Consider the following 18,846-nt stretch of genomic DNA (forward strand, 5'->3'; position numbering starts at 1 on the left):
CCGGGAAATTCGCCTCTCCTGTCGAAAAGGGCATCGATTTGTATTGATTTCGATATGACTTTGCTTGATTTCGGTAGCCAATTTCAGCATCCATTTAAATTATGAGAGCCCTGAAATTTGACTTTCTGAAATTATTCACCTAGGTTGGTCTCGCCGATATTTGTCTGGTTGGCTGTTTTTTCTCGCGCTTCGGCGCGTCTCTGGCGAACTCCCTTTCGAAATCGTGCTGAGCCCGTTGCGCATTCGCGAGACGGTCGACGAATATTATCAAAAGGAGAGTTCGCTATGGCCACTGGCACAGTGAAATGGTTCAATTCCACCAAAGGCTTCGGCTTCATTCAGCCCGATGACGGCAGCCAGGACGTGTTCGTCCATATCTCTGCGGTCGAACGCGCTGGCATGCGCGAGATCGTCGAAGGCCAGAAGCTCGGCTACGAGATGGTCAAGGACAACAAATCCGGCAAGATGTCCGCCGAGCAGCTGCAGGCAGCGTAGAGCGCTTTCGCGCGAAGCGGACACCGGTTCGCGTGAAGACGACGCATCAAAACAAAGAGCTAGAGCGGGTTCCGATCCAATTGGATCGTTCAACAGCCCTAGCTGATATTCGACCTTTCCGATGACCACGGATGTACTGGCATCGCGACGAGGATGAAGAACACGGGGAAGGCCAGGTTCACGCCTGGCCTTTTTCATAGCGTTGGCCTTTGCCGCCGACGCCAAAGTGCTTCTGCTCTTTTTTGCACGAACCGGGCGCCATTTTCGCTCGAAAATAATCCAACCGGGAGAAATCACCTGGCCGAGAACTCGAAATCCCGCATCCAGGCGGAGGCCGCATTCCTCAAGATCCAAGCCCACGCCTTGCCGGGAACCCGGATCATATCCGAGGCCGATATCGCCGATCTGGCCCGCGACGCCAACACCGCGAGGCTGAAGGAACTGCGACTGAACAGGGAGGCTCTCGACCGTGCCGCTGCGACGGCTGTTCCGCCAAAGCCAAAAATGCGCAAGAGTTCAGCTTCGACGTGAATTCGACTTCGGTGTGAATTCTACTTGGGCGCGGCATGGACGAGCGCGCGCTTCGGTGCGCGCCTGACGGCCACGCTCACGCCTTGTTGCGCAGCCTTGATTGATGGGATTTTGCCTTGGACATCGACGTTACGCCAAAATCCGGCGAAGCAGCTTGGCTGCTGACTGACCTGCTCGGACGGCCCATGGGGCATGTCGCGGAGGAACCTGCCGGCGAATTCAGGATCCATCCCGCTGGTCAGGCGCTGCTGACGATGAAGGCGATGAAATGCGGCCCCTTCAGAACACTCGATGATGCCTTGGCCGAGATCGAACTCTTTACCCGGAGCACCTGCAGGCGGGTGTTGGGCGGCGATCCACCGCCAGAGGCAGACGCGGCTTCCTAGAGCAGGATGCGAAAGAGTGGGAACCGGTTTTTCGCATCGACCCTGCTCTAGACCCTCGTTTTAACGCGTTCTCTTCACGCGAACCGGTCTCGACGTCGCTCGAAAACGCTCTAAGCGGGACGTCGCTTGGCCGGAGTGCCTGCAGGCAGATCGATGAGCTTGGCCTTTCGCGAGGCCTTTGCCTCCTCCGATACCGGCGTGGTGGACAGCGCCTTGTCGATATGACGGCCTGCGACGGCCCGCGCCTTCAATTGCTGGCGCTTGCGGGTGACATTGCGGGGCGCATCCGCCGGTTGCGACAAATCCATGTCGTGGGCGAGGGCCGGGCTGTCCGGCTCCGTTGCCTGATCAGAGAGAGCGGGACGGGTTATCTTGATAGCGGTAGATTTGGTCATTAGGAGTCAATGATCAGCGCGCCGTTTTGTTCCGGTTTTTAGCGGAATTTCTTAATCCGCCGAATTGATGCTGAATCAGAGACAAGAACTGCTAAGATTACAGCCGGGCGATGTTCGTTCGCGGGCGAGCCGCGACCAGCGCCCTGATCAAGGCCCCCGCCTCGCGCAGTCCGGGTTTCAGAAAGCCTCAATCATGGTCATCGGCACGCCCAAAGCCCTGCTCGCATGACCGCCCCATGGTGGCAGGCAGGCGTGATCTACCAGATCTATCCGCGCTCCTTCCAGGATACGAATGGCGACGGCATCGGCGATCTCAAAGGTATTGCGCGGCGGCTCGACTATCTCGCCGGCCTCGGCATCGACGCGATCTGGCTCTCGCCGATCTATCCCTCGCCGATGGCCGATTTCGGCTATGACGTCGCCGATTATTGCGGGATCGATCCGCGTTTCGGCACGCTCGCCGATTTCGACGATCTGCTTGGGCAGACCCATGAGCGCGGGCTCAAGCTTGTGCTCGACTTCGTGCCGAACCACAGCTCCGACCGGCATCCTTGGTTCGTCGAGAGCCGCTCCTCGCGCCTCAATCCGAAACGGGACTGGTATCTCTGGCGTGATCCTGCGCCCGGTGGCGGGCCGCCCAACAACTGGATCAGCGATTTCGGCGGCTCGGCCTGGGAGTGGGACGAGGCCACCGGGCAGTATTACTACCACGCTTTCCTGAAGCAGCAGCCGGACCTCAACTGGCGCAATCCGGCTGTGCAGACAGCGATGCATGAGGTGATGCGCTTCTGGTTCAATCGCGGCGTCGATGGCTTCCGCATCGATGTGCTCTGGCACCTGATCAAGGCGGCGGATTTCCCCGACAATCCGCCAAACCCGGCCTATCGGCCCGCCATGGGCGATATGCACCGCGTGCTCCAGCTCCACTCGGCCGATCAGCCCGAGATCCATGCCATCGCCGCCGAGATGCGCGCCATCGCCGACGGCTACCGCGCTACAGAGCAAGGCGAGCGCCTGCTGATCGGCGAGATCTACCTGCCGCTCGATCGTCTGATGGACTATTACGGCCGGGCACAGGCTGGCGTGCAATTGCCTTTCAACTTCCAGCTGATCGATGCTCCCTGGCAGGCGCGCGCGCTCGCGACCCTGATCGCCGCTTATGAGGCCGCTCTCCCGCCGGGCGGCTGGCCGAACTGGGTGCTCGGCAATCACGATCGTTCGCGCATCGCCAGCAAGCGCGGCGAGGCCCAGGCCCGCATCGCTGCAATGCTGCTGCTGACGCTGCGCGGCACGCCCACGCTCTATTACGGCGACGAGCTGGGCCTGAGCGATGTTCCGATTCCGCCCGAGCAACTCCAGGACCCTCGCGAATTGCGCGAGCCCGGGCTCGGCCTGGGCCGCGATCCGGTCCGGACGCCGATGCCGTGGGATGCCGGCGCGCATGCCGGCTTCAGCACGGTCTCGCCCTGGCTGCCGCTCAATGCCGACTGGCCGATGCGCAATGTCGCGGGGATGGCAGACGAGCCGGCCTCGATCCTGACGCTCTATCGCCAATTGCTGGCGCTCAGGCGGGCGCATCCGGCATTGGCGATCGGTGATTTCAGTTTGCTGGACTCCGAGGGCGATGTGCTCGCCTATGAGCGCCGATACGAGGCGCAACGACTGATCGTGGCGCTCAATCTCGGGGGAAGCGAACAGCGCCTGAGCCTGCCGCCTTGGGCCAGCGGGCGCCGGCCGATCCTGTCGACGCGCAGCGAGGCGCCGTTCGTTGAAAGCGACGTGTTGCTGCTGCGGGCGGATGAGGGCGTGGTCCTCGCGACCTGATCGCGGTTTTTAGAGCGTTTCGAGAAGGACGAGGATTTGCGTATCGCCATGCTGGCGCCGGTCTCCTGGCGCACCCCGCCGCGCCATTACGGTCCATGGGAGCTGGTGACGAGCCTGTTGACCGAAGCGCTGGTGGCGCGTGGCGTCGACGTCACGCTGTTTGCGACGCAGGACAGCCAGACAGCGGGCACGCTGGCTGGTGTCTGCCCAGCTCCTTATTCCGAAGACCCCAGCATCGACGCCAAAGTCTGGGAGATGCTCCATGTCGCCCATGTCTTCGAGCGCGCCCACGAGTTCGACCTGATTCATAACCAGGCCGATTTCGTTCCGTTGGCCTTCTCGCGGCTGGTGGAAACTCCGGTCGTAACGACGATCCACGGCTTCTCCTCTGAGCGCATCCTGCCGGCGTTCAAGGCCTATCAGGACCGTGTCCACTATGTCGCGATCAGCGCTGCCGACCAGCACCCGGATCTGCGCTATGCGGCGACGATCCATCACGGCATCAAGCTGGAAGACTTTCCGTTCGATCCGGATGGCGGCGAAGACCTGCTCTTCTTTGGCCGCATCCACCCCGACAAGGGCGCGGCCGAGGCGATCGCCACTGCCCGCCAGGCAGGCAGGCGTCTGGTCATGGCCGGCATCGTCCAGGATCAGGGCTATCACGCCGAGCATGTTGTGCCTGCGCTCGACGGCCGCTCAGTGGATTATCTTGGCCCGGTCGGCGGAGACCTCCGCACCAAAACCCTGGGCTCGGCGCGGGCGTTGCTCCACCTGATCAATTTCGAGGAGCCGTTCGGGTTGTCGGTCGTGGAGGCGCTCGCCTGCGGCACGCCGGTCATCGCCTCCAGGCGCGGCTCGATGCCGGAATTGATCGAGCATGGCGTGACCGGCTTCCTGGTCGACAGCGTCGCTGAAGCCGTGGACGCGATCGGCCGCATTGGTGAGATCGATCGCGCCGCTTGCCGGGCATCGGTCGCCGCACGCTTCACGGTGGATCGCATGGCGGATCGATACTTGGAACTTTATCGATCGCTCCTGGCGTGACGGCCCGGCCTTGCGAATGAGGCCTTTCCCTCAGAGGCCTGCTTCCTCTGGCCGGCGATCATCTGCAGCGTCGTGGTCTTGCCGCAGCCGGATGGACCGAGCAGCGAGATGAACTCGCCCTTCTCGATCTCGAAGGTCAGGCCATCGACGGCGCGATGCCCGCCGAAATCCTTGGTGAGGCCATCAAGGATCAGATAGCTCATCGGAGTGATGCATTTGGTGCGTAGAGCGGCAATGGCGTCATCAGCGCAGCAGCCCGCGACCTGATCTCGTCCTCGCAGGCGGCGATTGCCGGCATATCCTGCGCATGTCCATGAATGAGTTCGGCGATCCAGCCGGCGACAATGCGCAGCTGCTGCTCGCTCAGCCCCCGTGTCGTGCAGGCCGAGACACCAAAACGCAGCCCCGAGGTTTGTGTCGGATCGACATCGTCGAACGGGATTTCGCAGCGGTTGCAGGTGATGCCGGCGTGGTCGAGACTTTCGACAAGAGCCTGGCCGCGCAGGCCAAGCGATTTCAGATTGGCGATGACGAGCGGCGTATCCGTGCCCGAGGTCAGGACGTCCACGCCCTTCGCCATCAGCTCGTCGGCGAATGCACGGGCATTGGCGAGCACAGCGTGGCCATAGCTTACGAATTCGGGCCGCAACACTTCACCCAGGCAGACCGCCTTGGCGGCGACGGCGTGCAGCAGCGGACTGCCCTGGACTCCGGGCGACGCCGCTTTGGCGAGCCGTTCAGCCAGCTCCGCATCGTTGCAGAGGATCAGTCCGCCGCGCGCGCCGCGAAGGGATTTGTAGGTGGTCGTGGTGACGATGTCGGCGAAGGGAAAGGGATGGGGATGAACGCCGGCCACGACCAGGCCGGCAAAATGGGCGATATCGACCAGCAATCTGGCGCCGACCTCGTCGGCAACTTCGCGCAGGACCGCAAAGTCGATCGCGCGCGGATAGGCCGCGCCACCGGCGACGATCAGCTTTGGCCGATGGGTCCGCGCCAGTGCGCGCAGCTGATCGTAGTCGATCAGCCCGGTCTCCCGGTCCACGCCATAGAACACGGCCCGCGCCATCGTGCCGCTGAGGTTCGACGTGCCGCCATGGCTGAAATGGCCGCCAGCCTCGCCCGACATCGACAAAACGATGTCGTCAGGCGCCAGAAGCGCACGGAAGACGGCAAGATTGGCCTGGATGCCGGAATGGGGCTGGACGTTGGCGAAGTTGCAGCCGAACGCGGCGCAGGCGCGCTCGATCGCGAGCTTCTCCAGCTCATCGGCCCATTCGGCGCCGGCGTGGAACCGGCGGCCGGGATAGCCGACGACCGTCTTGTTGGTGAAGACCGACCCCTGCGCGGCAAGGACGGCGCGGCTGACGAAATTCTCAGACGCCACGAGCTCGACGGCTTCACGCTGCCGTCTTTGCTCGGCTGCGATCAGTCGCGCGACCGCCGGATCGACTTGCGCGGTATCATCGGAGAAATAGCCCGCATGAAGCCAGGCGATATCGTCGACCGCCGTCGGACGAACCAGGTCGAGGCCGGTAGCCGGCGACGGAGAAGCGGATTCCATGATCACAATCTCACAACGGCCTTGTCGGCATGCTCGCCGAAGGGCAACGACGCCATTTCCGCCACCGTCACGGGCTTGATCGGCGTGCGCAGGCGATAATGGCCGACCTCCTCGGGCGAGACGCCGCGCCCGGCAGCGAACATCTCCGTGACCGTCAGGCCGCAGAGGCGCCCCTGGCATGGCCCCATGCCGCAACGCATGAAGAACTTCAGCTGGTTGGGGCCCAGGACGCCCTGGGCGATCAGCGCCTCGATCCGGCGCGCCGGAACTTCCTCGCAACGACAGACGATCGTGTCGCCGGTTGGAACCCGAAACTGCGCGGGCGGGTCGTAGAGAACATCGAGGAAGCGCCGCGCCTTCAGATCGCGGTCGAGCGCCTTGATATCCGGCAGCGCCGACCGATCGCGCCCCGCCCGATCAATGCGCCCGAGACGGAAGGCGGCATCCAGGGCCGCGATGCGGCCGCGCCGAGCCGCGGATTGAGCGCCGCCGATACCGCCGCCATCGCCTGCGACCGCGACATGATCGAGTGAGGTGGCGCCCCAGCGATCAACCACCGGCTGGAAGGCGCGCTGCTCCGCATTCCAGGCGATCTTGCAGCCCAGTGCGTCGGGCAAATGAAGACTCGGCACGACGCCCTGATGGAGCAGCAAGGTGTCGGCCTCGATCACCGTCTCGCTGTCGCCACCAGTTCGATAGACGACCTTTTCGAGGCGCTCGTCGCCCAATCCGCTGAGATGGCTTACGCCTGAGACGACCCGCACCTTCCGGCGCACCTGCGCCAGCAGCGCGAGACCCTTTGCGGCATAGGCGGAAGCCATAAAGCGCGGCAGATGCCGCAGCGCGGCACGCCAATTGCGCTTCGGGGTCGTCTCAAGGATGAGATGGATCCGGCCGCCCGCACGCAGGATCTGCGCCGCGAGCAGCCAGAGCAAAGGCCCGGTTCCAGCCAGGACCACGCGGCCCGACGGGACGAGATCGGCCTGTTTCAGCAGGATTTGCGCCGCACCGGCGGTCATCACGCCCGGCAGCGTCCAGCCCTCGATCGGGAAGGGTCGCTCCTGCCCGCCGGTCGCGACGATGATGCGTTGCGCCGACAAAGTCCGGGTCTGGCCGCCGGTCAGAAAGGCGATCTCGCCTGCGGGCGATATGTCGAACACCGTGCCGCCGGCAACGTAATGCGCATGGCTGCTTGCGAGCGCATCGACCAGATTCTGGCCGCGACGATAATCGGCGCCGAGCGCGGCACGCGTAGCTGTCGCCGCCTCGGTGACGCCGCGATAGATTTGCCCGCCAGGCGATGGCTGCTCATCGAGCAAAACCGTCGACATGCCAAACCCGGCCGCTGTTGCCGCCGCCGCCATTCCCGCCGGGCCAGCGCCGATCACGGCGAGATCGTAGCGCTTGAGCAAGGCTTGCGTCGTCATCGGCCGAGCTCCCGCCTGCCGTTCTGGGTTTCGACGACCATGCCGTCGCGGACGCGGGTCATGCAGCCCTGGCGGCTGCCGACGCCATCCACCACGACGAGACAATCAAAGCAGACGCCCATCATGCAGTAGGGCCCGCGCGCTCGGCCCTCGACCACGGTGGAACGGCAGCTTGAGATCCCGGCGGCGAACATCGCAGCCGCGACGCTGTCGGTCGCCTTGGTGGTGAGCTGTGCGCCATCGACCGTGATGGTCACATTCGGCACCGGTCGATCAGTGAACCGTCGAAACATCGAACCTCCCCGTGCCGAACACCGGCAATTCCGTCGATACGCGCGAGGCGGCGATGAGAGGCGCAAGCGTCTGGGCATGGCGCGGCGCCAGCGTCACGCCGCTATGGCAATTGGCGATGAAGGCGCCGGGATGCTCGCGCGACTCGTCGTAGACGGGGCAACCATCCCTGGTCATCACGCGCTGCGCCGACCATGTCCGCACGATGTTGACCTTCCCCAACCCCGGGAACATCCGCATCGCGCGGTCCGCCATCTTGGCGAGAACGTCGGTTCCAACAGTCAGGCTCGGGTTCCCTTCCTCGATGGAATCGCCGAGCATCACCGAGCCTTCATCGGCCTGCCGCACCGTGATCGTCGGATAGTGCAGGAAAGGCTTCATGCGCTCGGTGACCAGCACCTGCCCTCGCTGCGGCCTGACCTGGGCGTTGAGGCCCACCATCGGGGCGAGGCGCTGGCTGTCATTGCCGGCGGCGATCACGACCTTTCCGGCGGCGATCGGCCCCGCATCGGTGCGGGCAAGGAAGCCGCCATCCCTGGCCGCGAGCGCCTCGACACGGTGATTGCTCAGATAGTGCCCGCCAGCCCTGCCGAAGGCGGTATGCAGACCCCAGAACAGGCGCATCGAGTTGCACTGACCGTCGAGCGGACAATAGCTCGCGCCGACAACCTCGGGGCCGATATCCGGCATCATCTCGCGCACGGCGTTGTGGCCGAGAATTTCATAGGGCAGCGGCGTCATGGTCGGCTGCGCATTGATCCGCGCCAGATGGGACGCGCGCGCCTCCAACTCGGCCTCGGACAGGCACAGATGGAAGCCGCCGGGCCTCGTGAAGGCGAGGTCGATCTCGGTCAGCGCCGCGATCTCATCCCGGAAGGCCGGCCAGAGATCGGCGGCCCCGCGGGACCAATCGGAGTATTCCGGCATGCCCAGCCCTTTGGTCTGGACCCAGATCAGCGAGAAATTCGCGACCGAGGCACGCCTCGCCCGGTCATCCTCGTCGAGCAGCGCCACGCGCTGTCCCGTCTTGGCCAGCCCATAGGCGATGGCGGTCCCGACCAGGCCCCCGCCAATGACGGCGATATCGTATTCAGGCGTCACGAATGCTGTTCCTCGGCGCGTATGCGTCGCGCTGCTGCCGGCGGCATGGATCGCCGGCTCCCTCGGGAGCCGGCGTAGAAGGGAGAAAGGCTAGAGCAGTTTCCGATCCCATTGGATCGTTCAACAGCTCTAGATCGTTGTTTGAACGCGTTTTCTTCACGCGAACCGGTGTCCACTTCGCTCGAAAACGCTCTAGCGTTCGATCTCGCGGACCCAGCGCTTGTTCCATTCGTCGCGCTGGCGATTGATCTCGACCCAGTCGATCGTCTTGAGCTGGGCGACCTGCTCGGGGCCGTAAGGCATGCCGGCACGGTACTCGGGAGGCAGGTCCGCCTTCTTGTTGACCGGTGCGAGGCCCGATGTTTTCGACATCGCGACCTGCATCTCGGGAGAGAGAAGATGCGCGATGAAGGCCTGCGCTTCGGGGCTCTCCTTGCCGCCGGCCACGGGGCAGATGCCGACACCGATCACCACGCCGCCCTCCTTCGGATAGACGAAATCCGAGGCGAACCCACTATCGGCCAGGGCCTTGGCCCGGCTCGAACCCCAGACGGCGAGCGCCGCCTGGCCGCTTTGCAGAAGCTCCGTCATCTTGCCGGGAGACGGCTCGTAGGCGAGGACGTTGGGGCCGATCTTGTTCTTGAAGGCGGCGAAGCCGGGCTCGATATTGGTCTCGCCGCCGCCATTGGCCTTGGCGACCTGGACGAGGCTGATCACGCCATAGGTGTTGTTCAGCGGCGGGATGACGATCTTGCCCTTGAATTTCGGGTCGGACAGATCGTTCCAGGAGGTCGGTGCCGGCCAATTATTCCTGGTGAAGGCATCTTTGCTGTAGACGAAGCCTGCCCCCAGAAGCGCGAAAGCCAGCGACTTCCCGTCCGGGAAGCGGGCGATGTCATAGAGGTCGTTGACGACAGGCCCCAGATCGAGCGGCCGGCAGAAGCCGAGCGCGACGGCCTGCGCCATCGGCCCGTCATCGATGATGGCAACATCGATCTGCTGGCTGCCTTTCTGGGCCTGCAGCTTGGCCAGAACATCTGTCGAGTTGCCAGCGACGTATTCGAGTTTGACCCCGTGCTTGGCAGCGAAGGCCGGAAAGACATCGCTGCGAATGGCCTTTTCCATCGAGCCGCCGGAGCCGGCGACGTAAATGGTTTTGTCCTGTGCCAATGCGGGAACGACATGGGTCGTAGCGATGGCGATGGCTGCGAGAAACACACCTCTTATCGTCATGATATCCCCTTGTTTTCTGATTTTTTGAATTCTTACCCCGCATGCTTTCAGCCGACTTGGAACTGGTCAAATATAATTCTGGCTTGAGCCAAGAAGGCAATGTTATGGGTTGATGGATGATCAATCAGCGCCAGATCGAAGCCTTCCGGGCGGTGATGATCTCCGGTGGCGTGACCACGGCGGCAACGGCACTGCGCATTTCGCAACCGGCCGTAAGCCGCCTGATCCGTGATCTCGAGGCTCGAATCGGGGTGGCTCTGTTCGAGCGTCGGACCGGCGGGCGGCTGCGGCCGACCACTGACGCCGCGACGCTGTTCCACGATGTCGAGCGCTATTTCATCAGTCTCGAACAGATCAGCCAGTCAGCCGCCAGCCTGCGCCGGCGCAGCCTTGGCAGCCTGCGAGTCGCCTCGCTGCCAGCCTTGTATGTGAGGCTGCTGCCGCGTTTCATCGGCCGCTTCCTGGCCCAACGCCCCGATTTCGACATCGAACTGGTCGGCAATTCGTCGGAAGCGGTGATCGATCTGGTGTCGAGTGGCCGCTGCGATATCGGCTTCGTCGACCTGCCCTTCGAGCATGCACGGATTCGCCGTTACGAACTTGCTGGTGTGCCGGCTGTCGCCGCCATTCCGCTTTCGCATGGTCTGGCGACCAAAGCTGTGCTTGCTCCCGCGGATTTCAGCGCCGAACCCTTCATCTCGATCGCAAGAGCGACGCAATTGCGGACGCGTATCGACGCCTTCTTCATGACCCAAGGCATCCATCGCAAGCTTGGCCCGGAGACGCCCTTATCGATGGTCGCCTGTTCGCTGGTGGCCGCAGGTGCCGGACTTGCGATCGTCGATCCGTTCACCGCGGACTCGGTCGCGGAACCGAAGGTATGCTTCAAGCCGCTGGAGCCGCAGATCGAGGTGCAATTCAGCCTCATAACGGCAGCCGATGCGCGCCTGCCGGGTTCGGCTCGCGACTTCATCAGCGGAATACAACAGGAGTTTGCCCTATTCGCCCAAAGTTGCCTCCAGCGCCTGAGGGCGACCGGATAGGCTTGCCCTCCCCTGCAAGGCTGCGATTGAGGGGCAAGCCCGGCCCAGCCGGTCATCGTGGTGGCCCTCGTAAGCTGCACCACCATCAGGGACACGGCCAGCGCCACCGACGTTGGCTCTGAGCCAGAGGTGGATGGCGATCGCGTTGGCCCGCTGGGTCAAGCGTGGTGGCGTTGAGTTCGCCGGCCGCGCGCCGGTCCGATGGCGAGCACCCAACGCTGGGACACGATGTCCGGCATCACGTCCGTAGTGACGGATATTGCATTAAGCTTGAATTTTTCGAACTGGCTCCGGCCGGCAAGGAGAAATATACAATAATTCACTACGGAAATACCGAGATTAACAATTGCTAATACTATCATCTGCGTAGCTTTTATCGCGGAAATACAGGTAGAATTTTTTAGTCCACCCGCTTTGCCCAAGCAACAAATTATACACTAGCTGCAATGGAGCGCTCGGCATCGTGAAAAAACGGAATAAACTCCAAATTTCCAGAGGCGTGCTGAGCGGGATTCTTTCTGCGTTCGCTATTGCCATGGTATCGAGCGCCAACGCTCAGCCTGTCGGCTCATTGCTCGAAGCTGTCAAATCGCGCGGAATCGTGCGCTGTGGGATCCATGCGGGGTTGGCCGGCTTTGCCGTGCCTGACAAAGCCGGCGTCTGGCGGGGACTTGATGTCGATCTCTGTCGCGCAGTCGCGGCCGCTGCACTGGGCAAATCGGACCGTGTCCAGTTCATTCCCTTGAGTGCCAAGGACCGCTTTATCGCGTTGCAGTCTGGTGAAATCGACCTGCTTTCGCGGGTGACGACCTGGACTTTAACCCGCAACACGCAGACGGCGCTGAACTTCACGGGCGTCAATTTCTTCGACGGCCAAGGCTTCATGGTCAAGGCAGCATCTGGCACCAAATCGGCCAAGGATTTGAATGGCGCGACGATCTGCGTCGTGCAGGGCACTTCGACCGAAAAGACGCTTGCCGATTACTTCGGCGCGAACGGCATGAAGTACGAGCCGGTAGCCTTTTCGGAAACCGACGCGGTCGCCGCTGCTTATCTCTCAGGCCGCTGCGACGCGCTGACGAGCGACCGCTCGCAGCTTGCCGCGATCCGCTCGACGATGAACGATCCCAAGAGCCATGTCGTCCTGCCGGAAATCATCTCGAAGGAGCCGCTCGGGCCGTCGGTGAGGTTCGGCGACAATCAGTGGGCCAATATCGTGCGCTGGAGTCTCAATGCGATGATCGAGGCCGAGGAGATCGGTCTAAAATCAACCGATATCCGGTCTCAGGCCGAGAAGAACAGCGATCCGGCCGTGAAACGCTTCACCGGCCGAAGCGAGAATCTCGGCGAGATGCTTGGCCTCGACAATGAATGGGCGGTTCGCATCGTCGAACAAGTCGGCAATTACGCCGAAAGCTACGAGCGCAACATCGCGCCAATCGGCCTCGAGCGCGGCGCAAACCGGCTCTGGCGGGATGGCGGCCTGCTGATCAGCCCGCCCTTCCGCTAGATCCAGCGCAAGCCCTCGAACGATGCTTTGAGAGAGACAATCATGACCAGCCCAGACGGCGCCACCGCCAGCTTCCGTTCCCGCGCCGACCGCCATCTTCTTCGCTATGGCTGCGATTTCGCAAATTTCGTTCCGGTCAAGGCCCAAGGCTCGTGGCTCTACGACGCCGACGGCGGCCGCATGCTCGACTTCACATCGGGCCAGATGAGTTCGATCCTGGGCCATTCGCATCCGGAGGTCGTGGCCACCATCCGGGAGGCGTCAGCCACGCTCGACCACCTCTTCTCGGCGATGATCTCCGAGCCTGTCGTCGGCCTCGCCGAGAAGCTGGCGGAGCAGGTCCCGGAACTCTCCCGGACCATGCTGCTCTCGACAGGCGGAGAATCCAACGAGGCAGCGATCAAGCTGGCCAAGACGGTCACCGGCAAGTGGGAGATCGTCGCGTTTTCCAGATCCTATCATGGCGTGACCGCCGGCGCTGCCGCTGCGACGTTCAAGATCGGACGGGGGGGCGTCGGACCGCTTCCTCCCGGCTACTATGCGATCCCCGCGCCCAACGCCTACAAGCCGCGCTTCGTCGGTGTCGACTGGCGGCAGGAACTGGACGATGCCTTCCGGCAGGTCGACCAGCAGTGCACCGGCAATCTGGCCGCCTTCATCGCGGAACCGATCCTCAGCAGCGGCGGCGTCATCGACCTGCCGCTCGGCTATCTCGCGGCGCTGAAGGCACATTGCGAGGCGCGCGGCATGCTGCTCATTCTGGACGAGGCCCAGACCGGGCTTGGACGAACCGGCACGATGTTCGCCTTTCAGAGAGACGGAGTCATCCCCGACATCCTGACCCTGTCGAAGACGCTGGGCGCGGGCATGCCCCTGGCTGCTGTCATGACGAGCGATCGGATCGCCGCGATCGCCGATGAGCGGGGATTCTTCTTCTATACCACCCATGTCAACGACCCTCTGCCCGCGGCCGTCGGTTTGAAGGTTCTCGAGATCGTCCTGCGTGACCACCTGGCCGAGCGCGCGAAGGTTGCCGGAGAGCGCCTTGCAACCGGCCTGATGCGGCTGAAGCAGCGCTACGCCTGCATCGGCGATGTCCGCGGCCGTGGCCTGATGCGCGGCATCGAATTCACCGACTTCGGTGCGAAGGACGCAACCCGCATCTCGAACGAGGTCACATATGCGGCGATGGATATCGGCCTGGCCGCCAACCTCGTCCGTTCCGGCACATCGGGCGGGGTCATGCGCATCGCACCACCGCTGACCGTCAGTGATGAGGATATCGATGAAGGTCTCGAACTGCTTGACCGTGCAGTCGCGGCCGTCGCCGGGCACTAGAGCAGGATGCGAAAAGTGGGAACCGGTTTTCGCATTGATCCTGCTCTAACTCCTTGATGAGAGCCGGATTCGAGCGAAGTGGATACCGGTTCGCGTGAAGAAAACGCGTTAAAACAAAGAGCTGAAGCAGCCTCCCGGGCCATCCATGGCCCACGAACATTGCTTCGTTTTCGCACCGACCCGCCGTGGGCTCTGTCGCTCGCAGCGCGAGGCCAAGCGCTTGGTGGGATCCGTCTCCACACATGAAGTAAGAGGTGACAATGTCCGGCAGCGACAGATCTCCCGCCAGCACAAAAATGCTCGAACTGGGTCTCGGCTATCTGTGCACGGGCGCAGATGCGGTCTGTGACGCGCTTGCTCTCAACAAGGGCGTTCCCAGGCTGAACTCCATGACGGGCGCCTACACCTGGGATGACGCGTATGTCTGGGACAGCTGGGCCAATTTCCAGTGGGCCGGCTTCCTTGCAGGCCGTCTCTGGTTGCTCCACGCGCTGACCAAGAACCAGCGTTACGGCGACGCCGCGATGCAGATCTGCGAGCGGATCGGCCCCGTTCTGGCGAAACACCCTACGGTGTTCTCATCGACCGGCTTGGACATGTATTACGCCCTGACGCTCGGGCACAAGGTCACGAACAGCGAAGCCCTGAAGCAGTGGGCCTTCGCCGGCGGCGGTCATTTCGCGAATATCTTCGACGCCAAGGCCAATGCATTCCTGCAGATCGCCGGCGCCGACCGCATCGTCATCGATACCGGGCTCAATCTTCCCTCGATGCTATGGGCATCTCAGTGGGAGCCAAGCCGCGCCGACCTGGCTTACCGCCATCTCGATACCGTCCTGCAGGTCGGCCTGGTGCGCGCGGACGGCTCGAATTGTCATGCGGCGGCGCTCGATCCGGAGACGCGCGCTGTTACCGGGCTCTTCAGCTTGCAGGGCTGGAACAACGACAGCGTCTGGGCGCGAGGTCAGGGTTGGGCTATGCTCGGCTTCGCACATGGCTACGAGGCGAGCGGAGAAGCTCGCTATCTCGACGCTGCCAAACGGGCGGCCGACTGGTATGTCGCGCATGTCCCCGAAGGTTTCGTGCCACGCTACGACTATCAGGACCCGGACCGGGACAAGCTGCCTTACGATTCTTGCGCCGCCGCGATCGCCACTGCCGTCCTCATGCGGCTGGCGCGATGGTTGCCGGATCGCGCCGAGGCCTATCGAGCCGTGGCCCGTGAAACGCTGGAAGCGCTGATCACCAACCATCTGACCGTGGGCGGCGTGTTGCTCCACGGCACCTGGGGGCGGATGCGGCATGTCGAGCCGGGCAAACCGCGCCTGGGCCGATTCCCGCAAGAGGACATCATGCCCTATGGCAACTACTGGATCGCCGAATGCCTCTTTCGGGAGCTCTCGGACGACTGGTCCGTGCTCTCGCTCAACTGAAACCCGGTCAGCTGGCGCCTGCGTTCGTGAGCGCTGAGTCCAGGCCGGCCGCCACCTCCGATGCAACCGCGGCCCTCAACCATTTTTCAAACGCGTCGACATGGTTGCCGCGACGCTGTCTGCGAGACTTTACGATGTAATATGTCGTCAGATCGACGCTGAACTGTTTATCGCCGAACAGCGAGACGAGTTCTCCCTTGTTCAGTTCGTCGCCAGCGAGAACTTCGCTCTCCAAGATGACGCCGACACCCCGGACGGCCGCTTCGATGGCCATGTCGGACTGGTCGAGCCAGACCTCGTTCGCGCAGCGCACGCTCCCCGCACCGATTTTCCGCATGTAGGCCGGCCAGGTCAAAGCGTTGACCGAGTGGATCAGAGTAGCCCGCTCCAGATCCTTGGGCGTACGCAATCGCGCCGTCGCGGCATGGGCCGGACTGCACAATGGCCGCAGCCGCTCCATCAGCAACGGCTCGATGAGCTTGTGACTGACCGCAGGCCGGCCATAGGCGACCGCGATGTCGAAACTATCCGCCTCGATATCGTCGCGATAACAGAGCGTCGACAGGCGGATGCGGACGTCGGGATGCGCATTGAGGAAGTCAGGCAGTCTCGGCTGAAGCCATTTTGCGGCGAAGCTCGGGCTGCAGGCGATGGTCAGGTGATCTGTCTGGGCTCGCGGCGCAACCAGGCTCGTCGCATCGGACAGAACGTCAAAAGCGTGCTCGACCTCTCGGGCATAGACAGCCCCTGCCGAGGTGAGGGCCGTCCGTCCGGCGTCCCGTTGAAACAGCTTGACCCCCAGAAAGCCCTCCAGCCGCTGGATCTGATGACTGATGGCCGAGGGAGTCACGCCCAACTCATCCGCGCCCTGGGCGAAGCTCGCGTGACGCGATGCCGCGCGGAATGCCAAAAGTGAATTCAGCGGCGGAAGGCCGACGCGCGGCGAGGCCGCAATCTGGCGGAGAACGGGATCTGCTTCAGTTTTTTTCCCGATCATGCGTATCAGCAAATCCGGCGCCGCATCCGCAAAAGCATAACAGCATCGTTTCCCGATGGTCTATCCGCAAACCGGTCCGGGCGATCGGAAGGCGCGGTTCAGATTTGCTACTGTAAACTCCGGCTCGGCGAGAGAGACCAACGCCAAAGCCCGGACAGGCCGCCAATTTCGGCGCAGCCTGCTGCAAATATGGGGGTTGAGAATTAACTGGCGGACAGGGCGGGATTCGAACCCGCGATACGGTTTCCCGTATACACACTTTCCAGGCGTGCGCCTTCAACCACTCGGCCACCTGTCCGGCGCGCTGCTTATGACCGCCGAGCCGGCTTCTTTCAAGGGCCGATCGCAAGGCTTTTCACAGTTCGCGCGAATGAGGCGCTCGCGCCCGTTGCAAAGGCCTGTCGGAATGGGCACATCGATGATCGGGACTGGCCCGATCCCGGCATGCCGGGGCGGGCTTGCGCGCGAGGGAGCGATGGTGCGGTTTCTGCTGCGGCTGCTGGGCTATGTCCTGATCGCGGCCGGCTTTGTCTCTCTCGTCATCGACGGCGCGCGCTCGATCGCCAATTCCATGCTGCAGTTCACCCCGATCAGTGCCACGCTCTCGGCCCTGCTCGGCGAGCGCTATCAATCGCTGCAGCCAGCGATCGAGCGCAATCTCCACCCGCTGCTCTGGGACCCCGTCCTGCTCAACCTGATGCGTTCGCCGACCGCGCTGGTGGCGCTCCTGCTGGGCTTCCTGCTGCTCAGGCTCGGCGCGCGGCCGGAACCGACGATCGGCATCGTCACGCGACGGTGAAGCCGCGGGCGCCGAAAGACGCCTGTCGGAATCGCACCGGCATGCCTATCTTGGTGGCCGACAGCAAGAGAGGGAGCCTAAGATGTTCTTCCAGCGCAAAAAGACCGCCCTGCCCCAGGCCGATGAGGCGCTGCCCGGCCGGCCGCAGGCGCTCGCGACCGCTGAGCGGCATTTTCTCAGCAAACGCCCGCTGCAAGGCCCCTATCCCGAGGGGCTCGAGACCGCTGTTTTCGGTATCGGCTGCTTCTGGGGGGCGGAGCGCAAGTTCTGGCAGATCGAGGATGGCGTCTGGATCACCGCGGTCGGCTATACCGGTGGACTGACCCCGAACCCGAGCTATGAGGAGGTCTGCTCGGGCATGACCGGGCATAACGAGGTGGTGCGCGTGGTCTATGATCCCGCCAAGCTGCCCTATGAGATGCTGCTCAAGACCTTCTGGGAGAATCACGACCCGACCCAGGGCATGCGCCAGGGCAACGATGTCGGCACGCAATATCGTTCCGGCATCTATGTCACCACGGCCGCGCAGCGCGAGGCCGCCGAACGCTCGAAGGCCGATTATCAGCATGCGCTCAGCCAGCGCGGCTATGGCCCGATCACCACCGAGATCCTCGATGCGCCGGAATTCTACTTCGCCGAGGACTACCACCAGCAATATCTCGCCAAAAACCCGGCCGGCTATTGCGGATTGGGCGGCACCGGCGTCGCCTGCCAGATCGGCCTCAGTGTCGAAGCCTGACGAGAACGCTGTTCAGGCAGCCGCCTAACTTGACCGGAGCGAGGCCCCGCAGGCTTGCCTGCGGGGCCTCTTCACGTCATGGCAGGATGCAGAGAGGACAAGCCGGGGGCACAGGATGGCACAGCATCAGACCGAAGCGGAGACCGCGCCCGATTTCACGCCATCGGGTCCCGAGCGCGTCCTGGAGACCTTCCTCTCGGCCAGCCGCTGGCTGCTGGCGCCGTTCTACGTGCTGCTCGTCGTCGCGCTTGGCGGCCTGCTGGTGAAGGCGTTGCAGGAGGCCTGGCACTTCATCAGCCATGTCTTCTCCGCAACCGAATCCGACGTGATCCTCGGCGTGCTCTCGCTGGTCGACCTGACCTTCACAGGCTCGCTGATCGTCATCGTGATCTTCTCCGGCTATGAGAACTTCGTCTCGAAGATCGATCCGAAGGCGCATCGCGACTGGCCGGAATGGATGTCGCAGATCGACTTCTCAGGCCTCAAGCTGAAGCTGATCTCCTCGATCGTCGCGATCTCGGCGATCCAGGTGCTGAAGGCCTTCATGAATGTGAAGGCTTCCTCCGACCGCGACCTGATGTGGCTCGTCGCGATCCATGTCGTCTTCGTGGTCTCAGGGCTGGTGATGGCCTGGACCGACAGGATCTCCGGCGAGGGGCATGGCGGCTCGGGCGGGCATTAGAGCCGTTTCCGATC

General features: G+C 63.1%; 19 protein-coding genes, 1 tRNA gene and 1 pseudogene. 12 read left to right on the forward strand and 9 right to left on the reverse strand.

The window, feature by feature from the left end; genetic code table 11:
• The first annotated feature begins 285 nt into the window (after positions 1-285).
• From RMR04_RS26045 to RMR04_RS26055, 3 genes are all read left to right on the forward strand, one after another.
• Positions 286-495, forward strand: coding sequence for a cold-shock protein (locus tag RMR04_RS26045; protein ID WP_069689777.1), 210 nt, complete (start codon positions 286-288; stop codon positions 493-495).
• Positions 496-648: 153 nt separating this feature from the next.
• Positions 649-1,026, forward strand: coding sequence for a hypothetical protein (locus RMR04_RS26050; RefSeq protein ID WP_311911391.1), 378 nt, complete (start codon positions 649-651; stop codon positions 1,024-1,026).
• Positions 1,027-1,142: 116 nt separating this feature from the next.
• Positions 1,143-1,412, forward strand: a complete 270-nt coding sequence (locus RMR04_RS26055) for a hypothetical protein (protein ID WP_311911393.1) — start codon at positions 1,143-1,145, stop codon at positions 1,410-1,412.
• Positions 1,413-1,522: 110 nt separating this feature from the next.
• On the opposite strand, the gene RMR04_RS26060 is transcribed toward RMR04_RS26055, so the two are convergent.
• Positions 1,523-1,720, reverse strand: a complete 198-nt coding sequence (locus RMR04_RS26060) for a hypothetical protein (RefSeq protein ID WP_311911395.1) — start codon at positions 1,718-1,720, stop codon at positions 1,523-1,525.
• Between the two features lie 312 nt (positions 1,721-2,032).
• Here RMR04_RS26060 and RMR04_RS26065 point away from each other — a divergent pair, with 312 nt between their 5' ends.
• A complete protein-coding gene (locus tag RMR04_RS26065) occupies positions 2,033-3,631 on the forward strand; it encodes an alpha-amylase family glycosyl hydrolase (RefSeq protein ID WP_311911396.1) in 1,599 nt (532 codons plus the stop codon).
• Positions 3,632-3,667: 36 nt separating this feature from the next.
• Positions 3,668-4,675: a glycosyltransferase family 4 protein gene (locus RMR04_RS26070; protein ID WP_311911397.1), complete on the forward strand. Its 1,008-nt coding sequence runs from the start codon at positions 3,668-3,670 to the stop codon at positions 4,673-4,675.
• 50 nt (positions 4,676-4,725) lie between these two features.
• On the opposite strand, the pseudogene RMR04_RS26075 reads toward RMR04_RS26070, so the two are convergent.
• The 6 genes and pseudogenes from RMR04_RS26075 to RMR04_RS26100 form a co-directional block, all read right to left on the reverse strand.
• A pseudogene (locus RMR04_RS26075) lies at positions 4,726-4,878 on the reverse strand (ATP-binding cassette domain-containing protein); the annotation flags it as partial.
• A complete protein-coding gene (glyA, locus tag RMR04_RS26080; RefSeq protein WP_311911398.1) occupies positions 4,875-6,239 on the reverse strand; it encodes a serine hydroxymethyltransferase in 1,365 nt (454 codons plus the stop codon). The gene glyA and the pseudogene RMR04_RS26075, both read right to left, overlap by 4 nt.
• A 2-nt stretch (positions 6,240-6,241) precedes the next feature.
• A complete protein-coding gene (locus RMR04_RS26085) occupies positions 6,242-7,666 on the reverse strand; it encodes an FAD/NAD(P)-dependent oxidoreductase (protein WP_311911399.1) in 1,425 nt (474 codons plus the stop codon).
• The gene (locus RMR04_RS26090) at positions 7,663-7,959 is read right to left on the reverse strand and encodes a (2Fe-2S)-binding protein (RefSeq protein WP_311911401.1); all 297 of its coding nucleotides are present in this window, start codon (positions 7,957-7,959) and stop codon (positions 7,663-7,665) included. The genes RMR04_RS26085 and RMR04_RS26090 overlap by 4 nt, the downstream gene beginning before the upstream one ends.
• Positions 7,940-9,058, reverse strand: coding sequence for an NAD(P)/FAD-dependent oxidoreductase (locus tag RMR04_RS26095; RefSeq protein ID WP_311911403.1), 1,119 nt, complete (start codon positions 9,056-9,058; stop codon positions 7,940-7,942). The genes RMR04_RS26090 and RMR04_RS26095 overlap by 20 nt, the downstream gene beginning before the upstream one ends.
• A gap of 192 nt (positions 9,059-9,250) precedes the next feature.
• Positions 9,251-10,294: an ABC transporter substrate-binding protein gene (locus RMR04_RS26100; RefSeq protein ID WP_410492290.1), complete on the reverse strand. Its 1,044-nt coding sequence runs from the start codon at positions 10,292-10,294 to the stop codon at positions 9,251-9,253.
• Positions 10,295-10,407: 113 nt separating this feature from the next.
• On the opposite strand from RMR04_RS26100, the gene RMR04_RS26105 reads away from it, so the two are divergent.
• From RMR04_RS26105 to RMR04_RS26120, 4 genes are all read left to right on the forward strand, one after another.
• Positions 10,408-11,334 (forward strand): LysR substrate-binding domain-containing protein, encoded by a 927-nt coding sequence (locus RMR04_RS26105; protein WP_311911406.1) that lies wholly within the window; start codon positions 10,408-10,410, stop codon positions 11,332-11,334.
• Positions 11,335-11,833: 499 nt separating this feature from the next.
• Positions 11,834-12,844: an amino acid ABC transporter substrate-binding protein gene (locus RMR04_RS26110; protein WP_311911407.1), complete on the forward strand. Its 1,011-nt coding sequence runs from the start codon at positions 11,834-11,836 to the stop codon at positions 12,842-12,844.
• A 42-nt stretch (positions 12,845-12,886) separates the two neighbouring features.
• On the forward strand, positions 12,887-14,182 hold the full coding sequence (locus tag RMR04_RS26115; protein WP_311911408.1) for an aspartate aminotransferase family protein: 1,296 nt from the start codon (positions 12,887-12,889) through the stop codon (positions 14,180-14,182).
• A gap of 260 nt (positions 14,183-14,442) precedes the next feature.
• A complete protein-coding gene (locus tag RMR04_RS26120; protein ID WP_311911409.1) occupies positions 14,443-15,615 on the forward strand; it encodes a hypothetical protein in 1,173 nt (390 codons plus the stop codon).
• 7 nt (positions 15,616-15,622) lie between these two features.
• Here the strand turns inward: RMR04_RS26120 and RMR04_RS26125 are convergent, their stop codons facing one another.
• Both RMR04_RS26125 and RMR04_RS26130 read right to left on the reverse strand, forming a co-directional pair.
• On the reverse strand, positions 15,623-16,624 hold the full coding sequence (locus tag RMR04_RS26125) for a LysR substrate-binding domain-containing protein (RefSeq protein WP_311911410.1): 1,002 nt from the start codon (positions 16,622-16,624) through the stop codon (positions 15,623-15,625).
• A 196-nt stretch (positions 16,625-16,820) separates the two neighbouring features.
• Positions 16,821-16,910 (reverse strand) — tRNA-Ser (locus RMR04_RS26130).
• A gap of 177 nt (positions 16,911-17,087) precedes the next feature.
• On the opposite strand from RMR04_RS26130, the gene RMR04_RS26135 reads away from it, so the two are divergent.
• The 3 genes from RMR04_RS26135 to RMR04_RS26145 all read left to right on the forward strand — a co-directional run bounded on the left by RMR04_RS26135 (position 17,088) and on the right by RMR04_RS26145 (position 18,832).
• Positions 17,088-17,411: a hypothetical protein gene (locus tag RMR04_RS26135; RefSeq protein ID WP_311911411.1), complete on the forward strand. Its 324-nt coding sequence runs from the start codon at positions 17,088-17,090 to the stop codon at positions 17,409-17,411.
• Positions 17,412-17,493: 82 nt separating this feature from the next.
• Positions 17,494-18,150, forward strand: a complete 657-nt coding sequence (gene msrA, locus RMR04_RS26140) for a peptide-methionine (S)-S-oxide reductase MsrA (protein ID WP_311911413.1) — start codon at positions 17,494-17,496, stop codon at positions 18,148-18,150.
• Between the two features lie 115 nt (positions 18,151-18,265).
• A complete protein-coding gene (locus tag RMR04_RS26145) occupies positions 18,266-18,832 on the forward strand; it encodes a TIGR00645 family protein (protein ID WP_311911414.1) in 567 nt (188 codons plus the stop codon).
• The last annotated feature ends 14 nt before the right edge of the window (positions 18,833-18,846 follow it).

The organism is Bosea sp. 685, from assembly GCF_031884435.1.
Taxonomy (GTDB): domain Bacteria; phylum Pseudomonadota; class Alphaproteobacteria; order Rhizobiales; family Beijerinckiaceae; genus Allobosea.

What these genes read in the sequence shown, in the direction of transcription:
- RMR04_RS26045 (WP_069689777.1), top strand. Translation starts at nt 286, where the DNA reads ATGGCCACTGGCACAGTGAAATGGTTCAATTCCACCAAAGGCTTCGGC.
- RMR04_RS26050 (WP_311911391.1), top strand. Translation starts at nt 649, where the DNA reads ATGAAGAACACGGGGAAGGCCAGGTTCACGCCTGGCCTTTTTCATAGC.
- RMR04_RS26060 (WP_311911395.1), bottom strand. Translation starts at nt 1,720, where the DNA reads ATGGATTTGTCGCAACCGGCGGATGCGCCCCGCAATGTCACCCGCAAG.
- RMR04_RS26065 (WP_311911396.1), top strand. Translation starts at nt 2,033, where the DNA reads ATGACCGCCCCATGGTGGCAGGCAGGCGTGATCTACCAGATCTATCCG.
- glyA (WP_311911398.1), bottom strand. Translation starts at nt 6,239, where the DNA reads ATGGAATCCGCTTCTCCGTCGCCGGCTACCGGCCTCGACCTGGTTCGT.
- RMR04_RS26085 (WP_311911399.1), bottom strand. Translation starts at nt 7,666, where the DNA reads ATGACGACGCAAGCCTTGCTCAAGCGCTACGATCTCGCCGTGATCGGC.
- RMR04_RS26090 (WP_311911401.1), bottom strand. Translation starts at nt 7,959, where the DNA reads ATGTTTCGACGGTTCACTGATCGACCGGTGCCGAATGTGACCATCACG.
- RMR04_RS26105 (WP_311911406.1), top strand. Translation starts at nt 10,408, where the DNA reads ATGATCAATCAGCGCCAGATCGAAGCCTTCCGGGCGGTGATGATCTCC.
- RMR04_RS26115 (WP_311911408.1), top strand. Translation starts at nt 12,887, where the DNA reads ATGACCAGCCCAGACGGCGCCACCGCCAGCTTCCGTTCCCGCGCCGAC.
- RMR04_RS26120 (WP_311911409.1), top strand. Translation starts at nt 14,443, where the DNA reads ATGTCCGGCAGCGACAGATCTCCCGCCAGCACAAAAATGCTCGAACTG.
- RMR04_RS26135 (WP_311911411.1), top strand. Translation starts at nt 17,088, where the DNA reads ATGGTGCGGTTTCTGCTGCGGCTGCTGGGCTATGTCCTGATCGCGGCC.
- msrA (WP_311911413.1), top strand. Translation starts at nt 17,494, where the DNA reads ATGTTCTTCCAGCGCAAAAAGACCGCCCTGCCCCAGGCCGATGAGGCG.
- RMR04_RS26145 (WP_311911414.1), top strand. Translation starts at nt 18,266, where the DNA reads ATGGCACAGCATCAGACCGAAGCGGAGACCGCGCCCGATTTCACGCCA.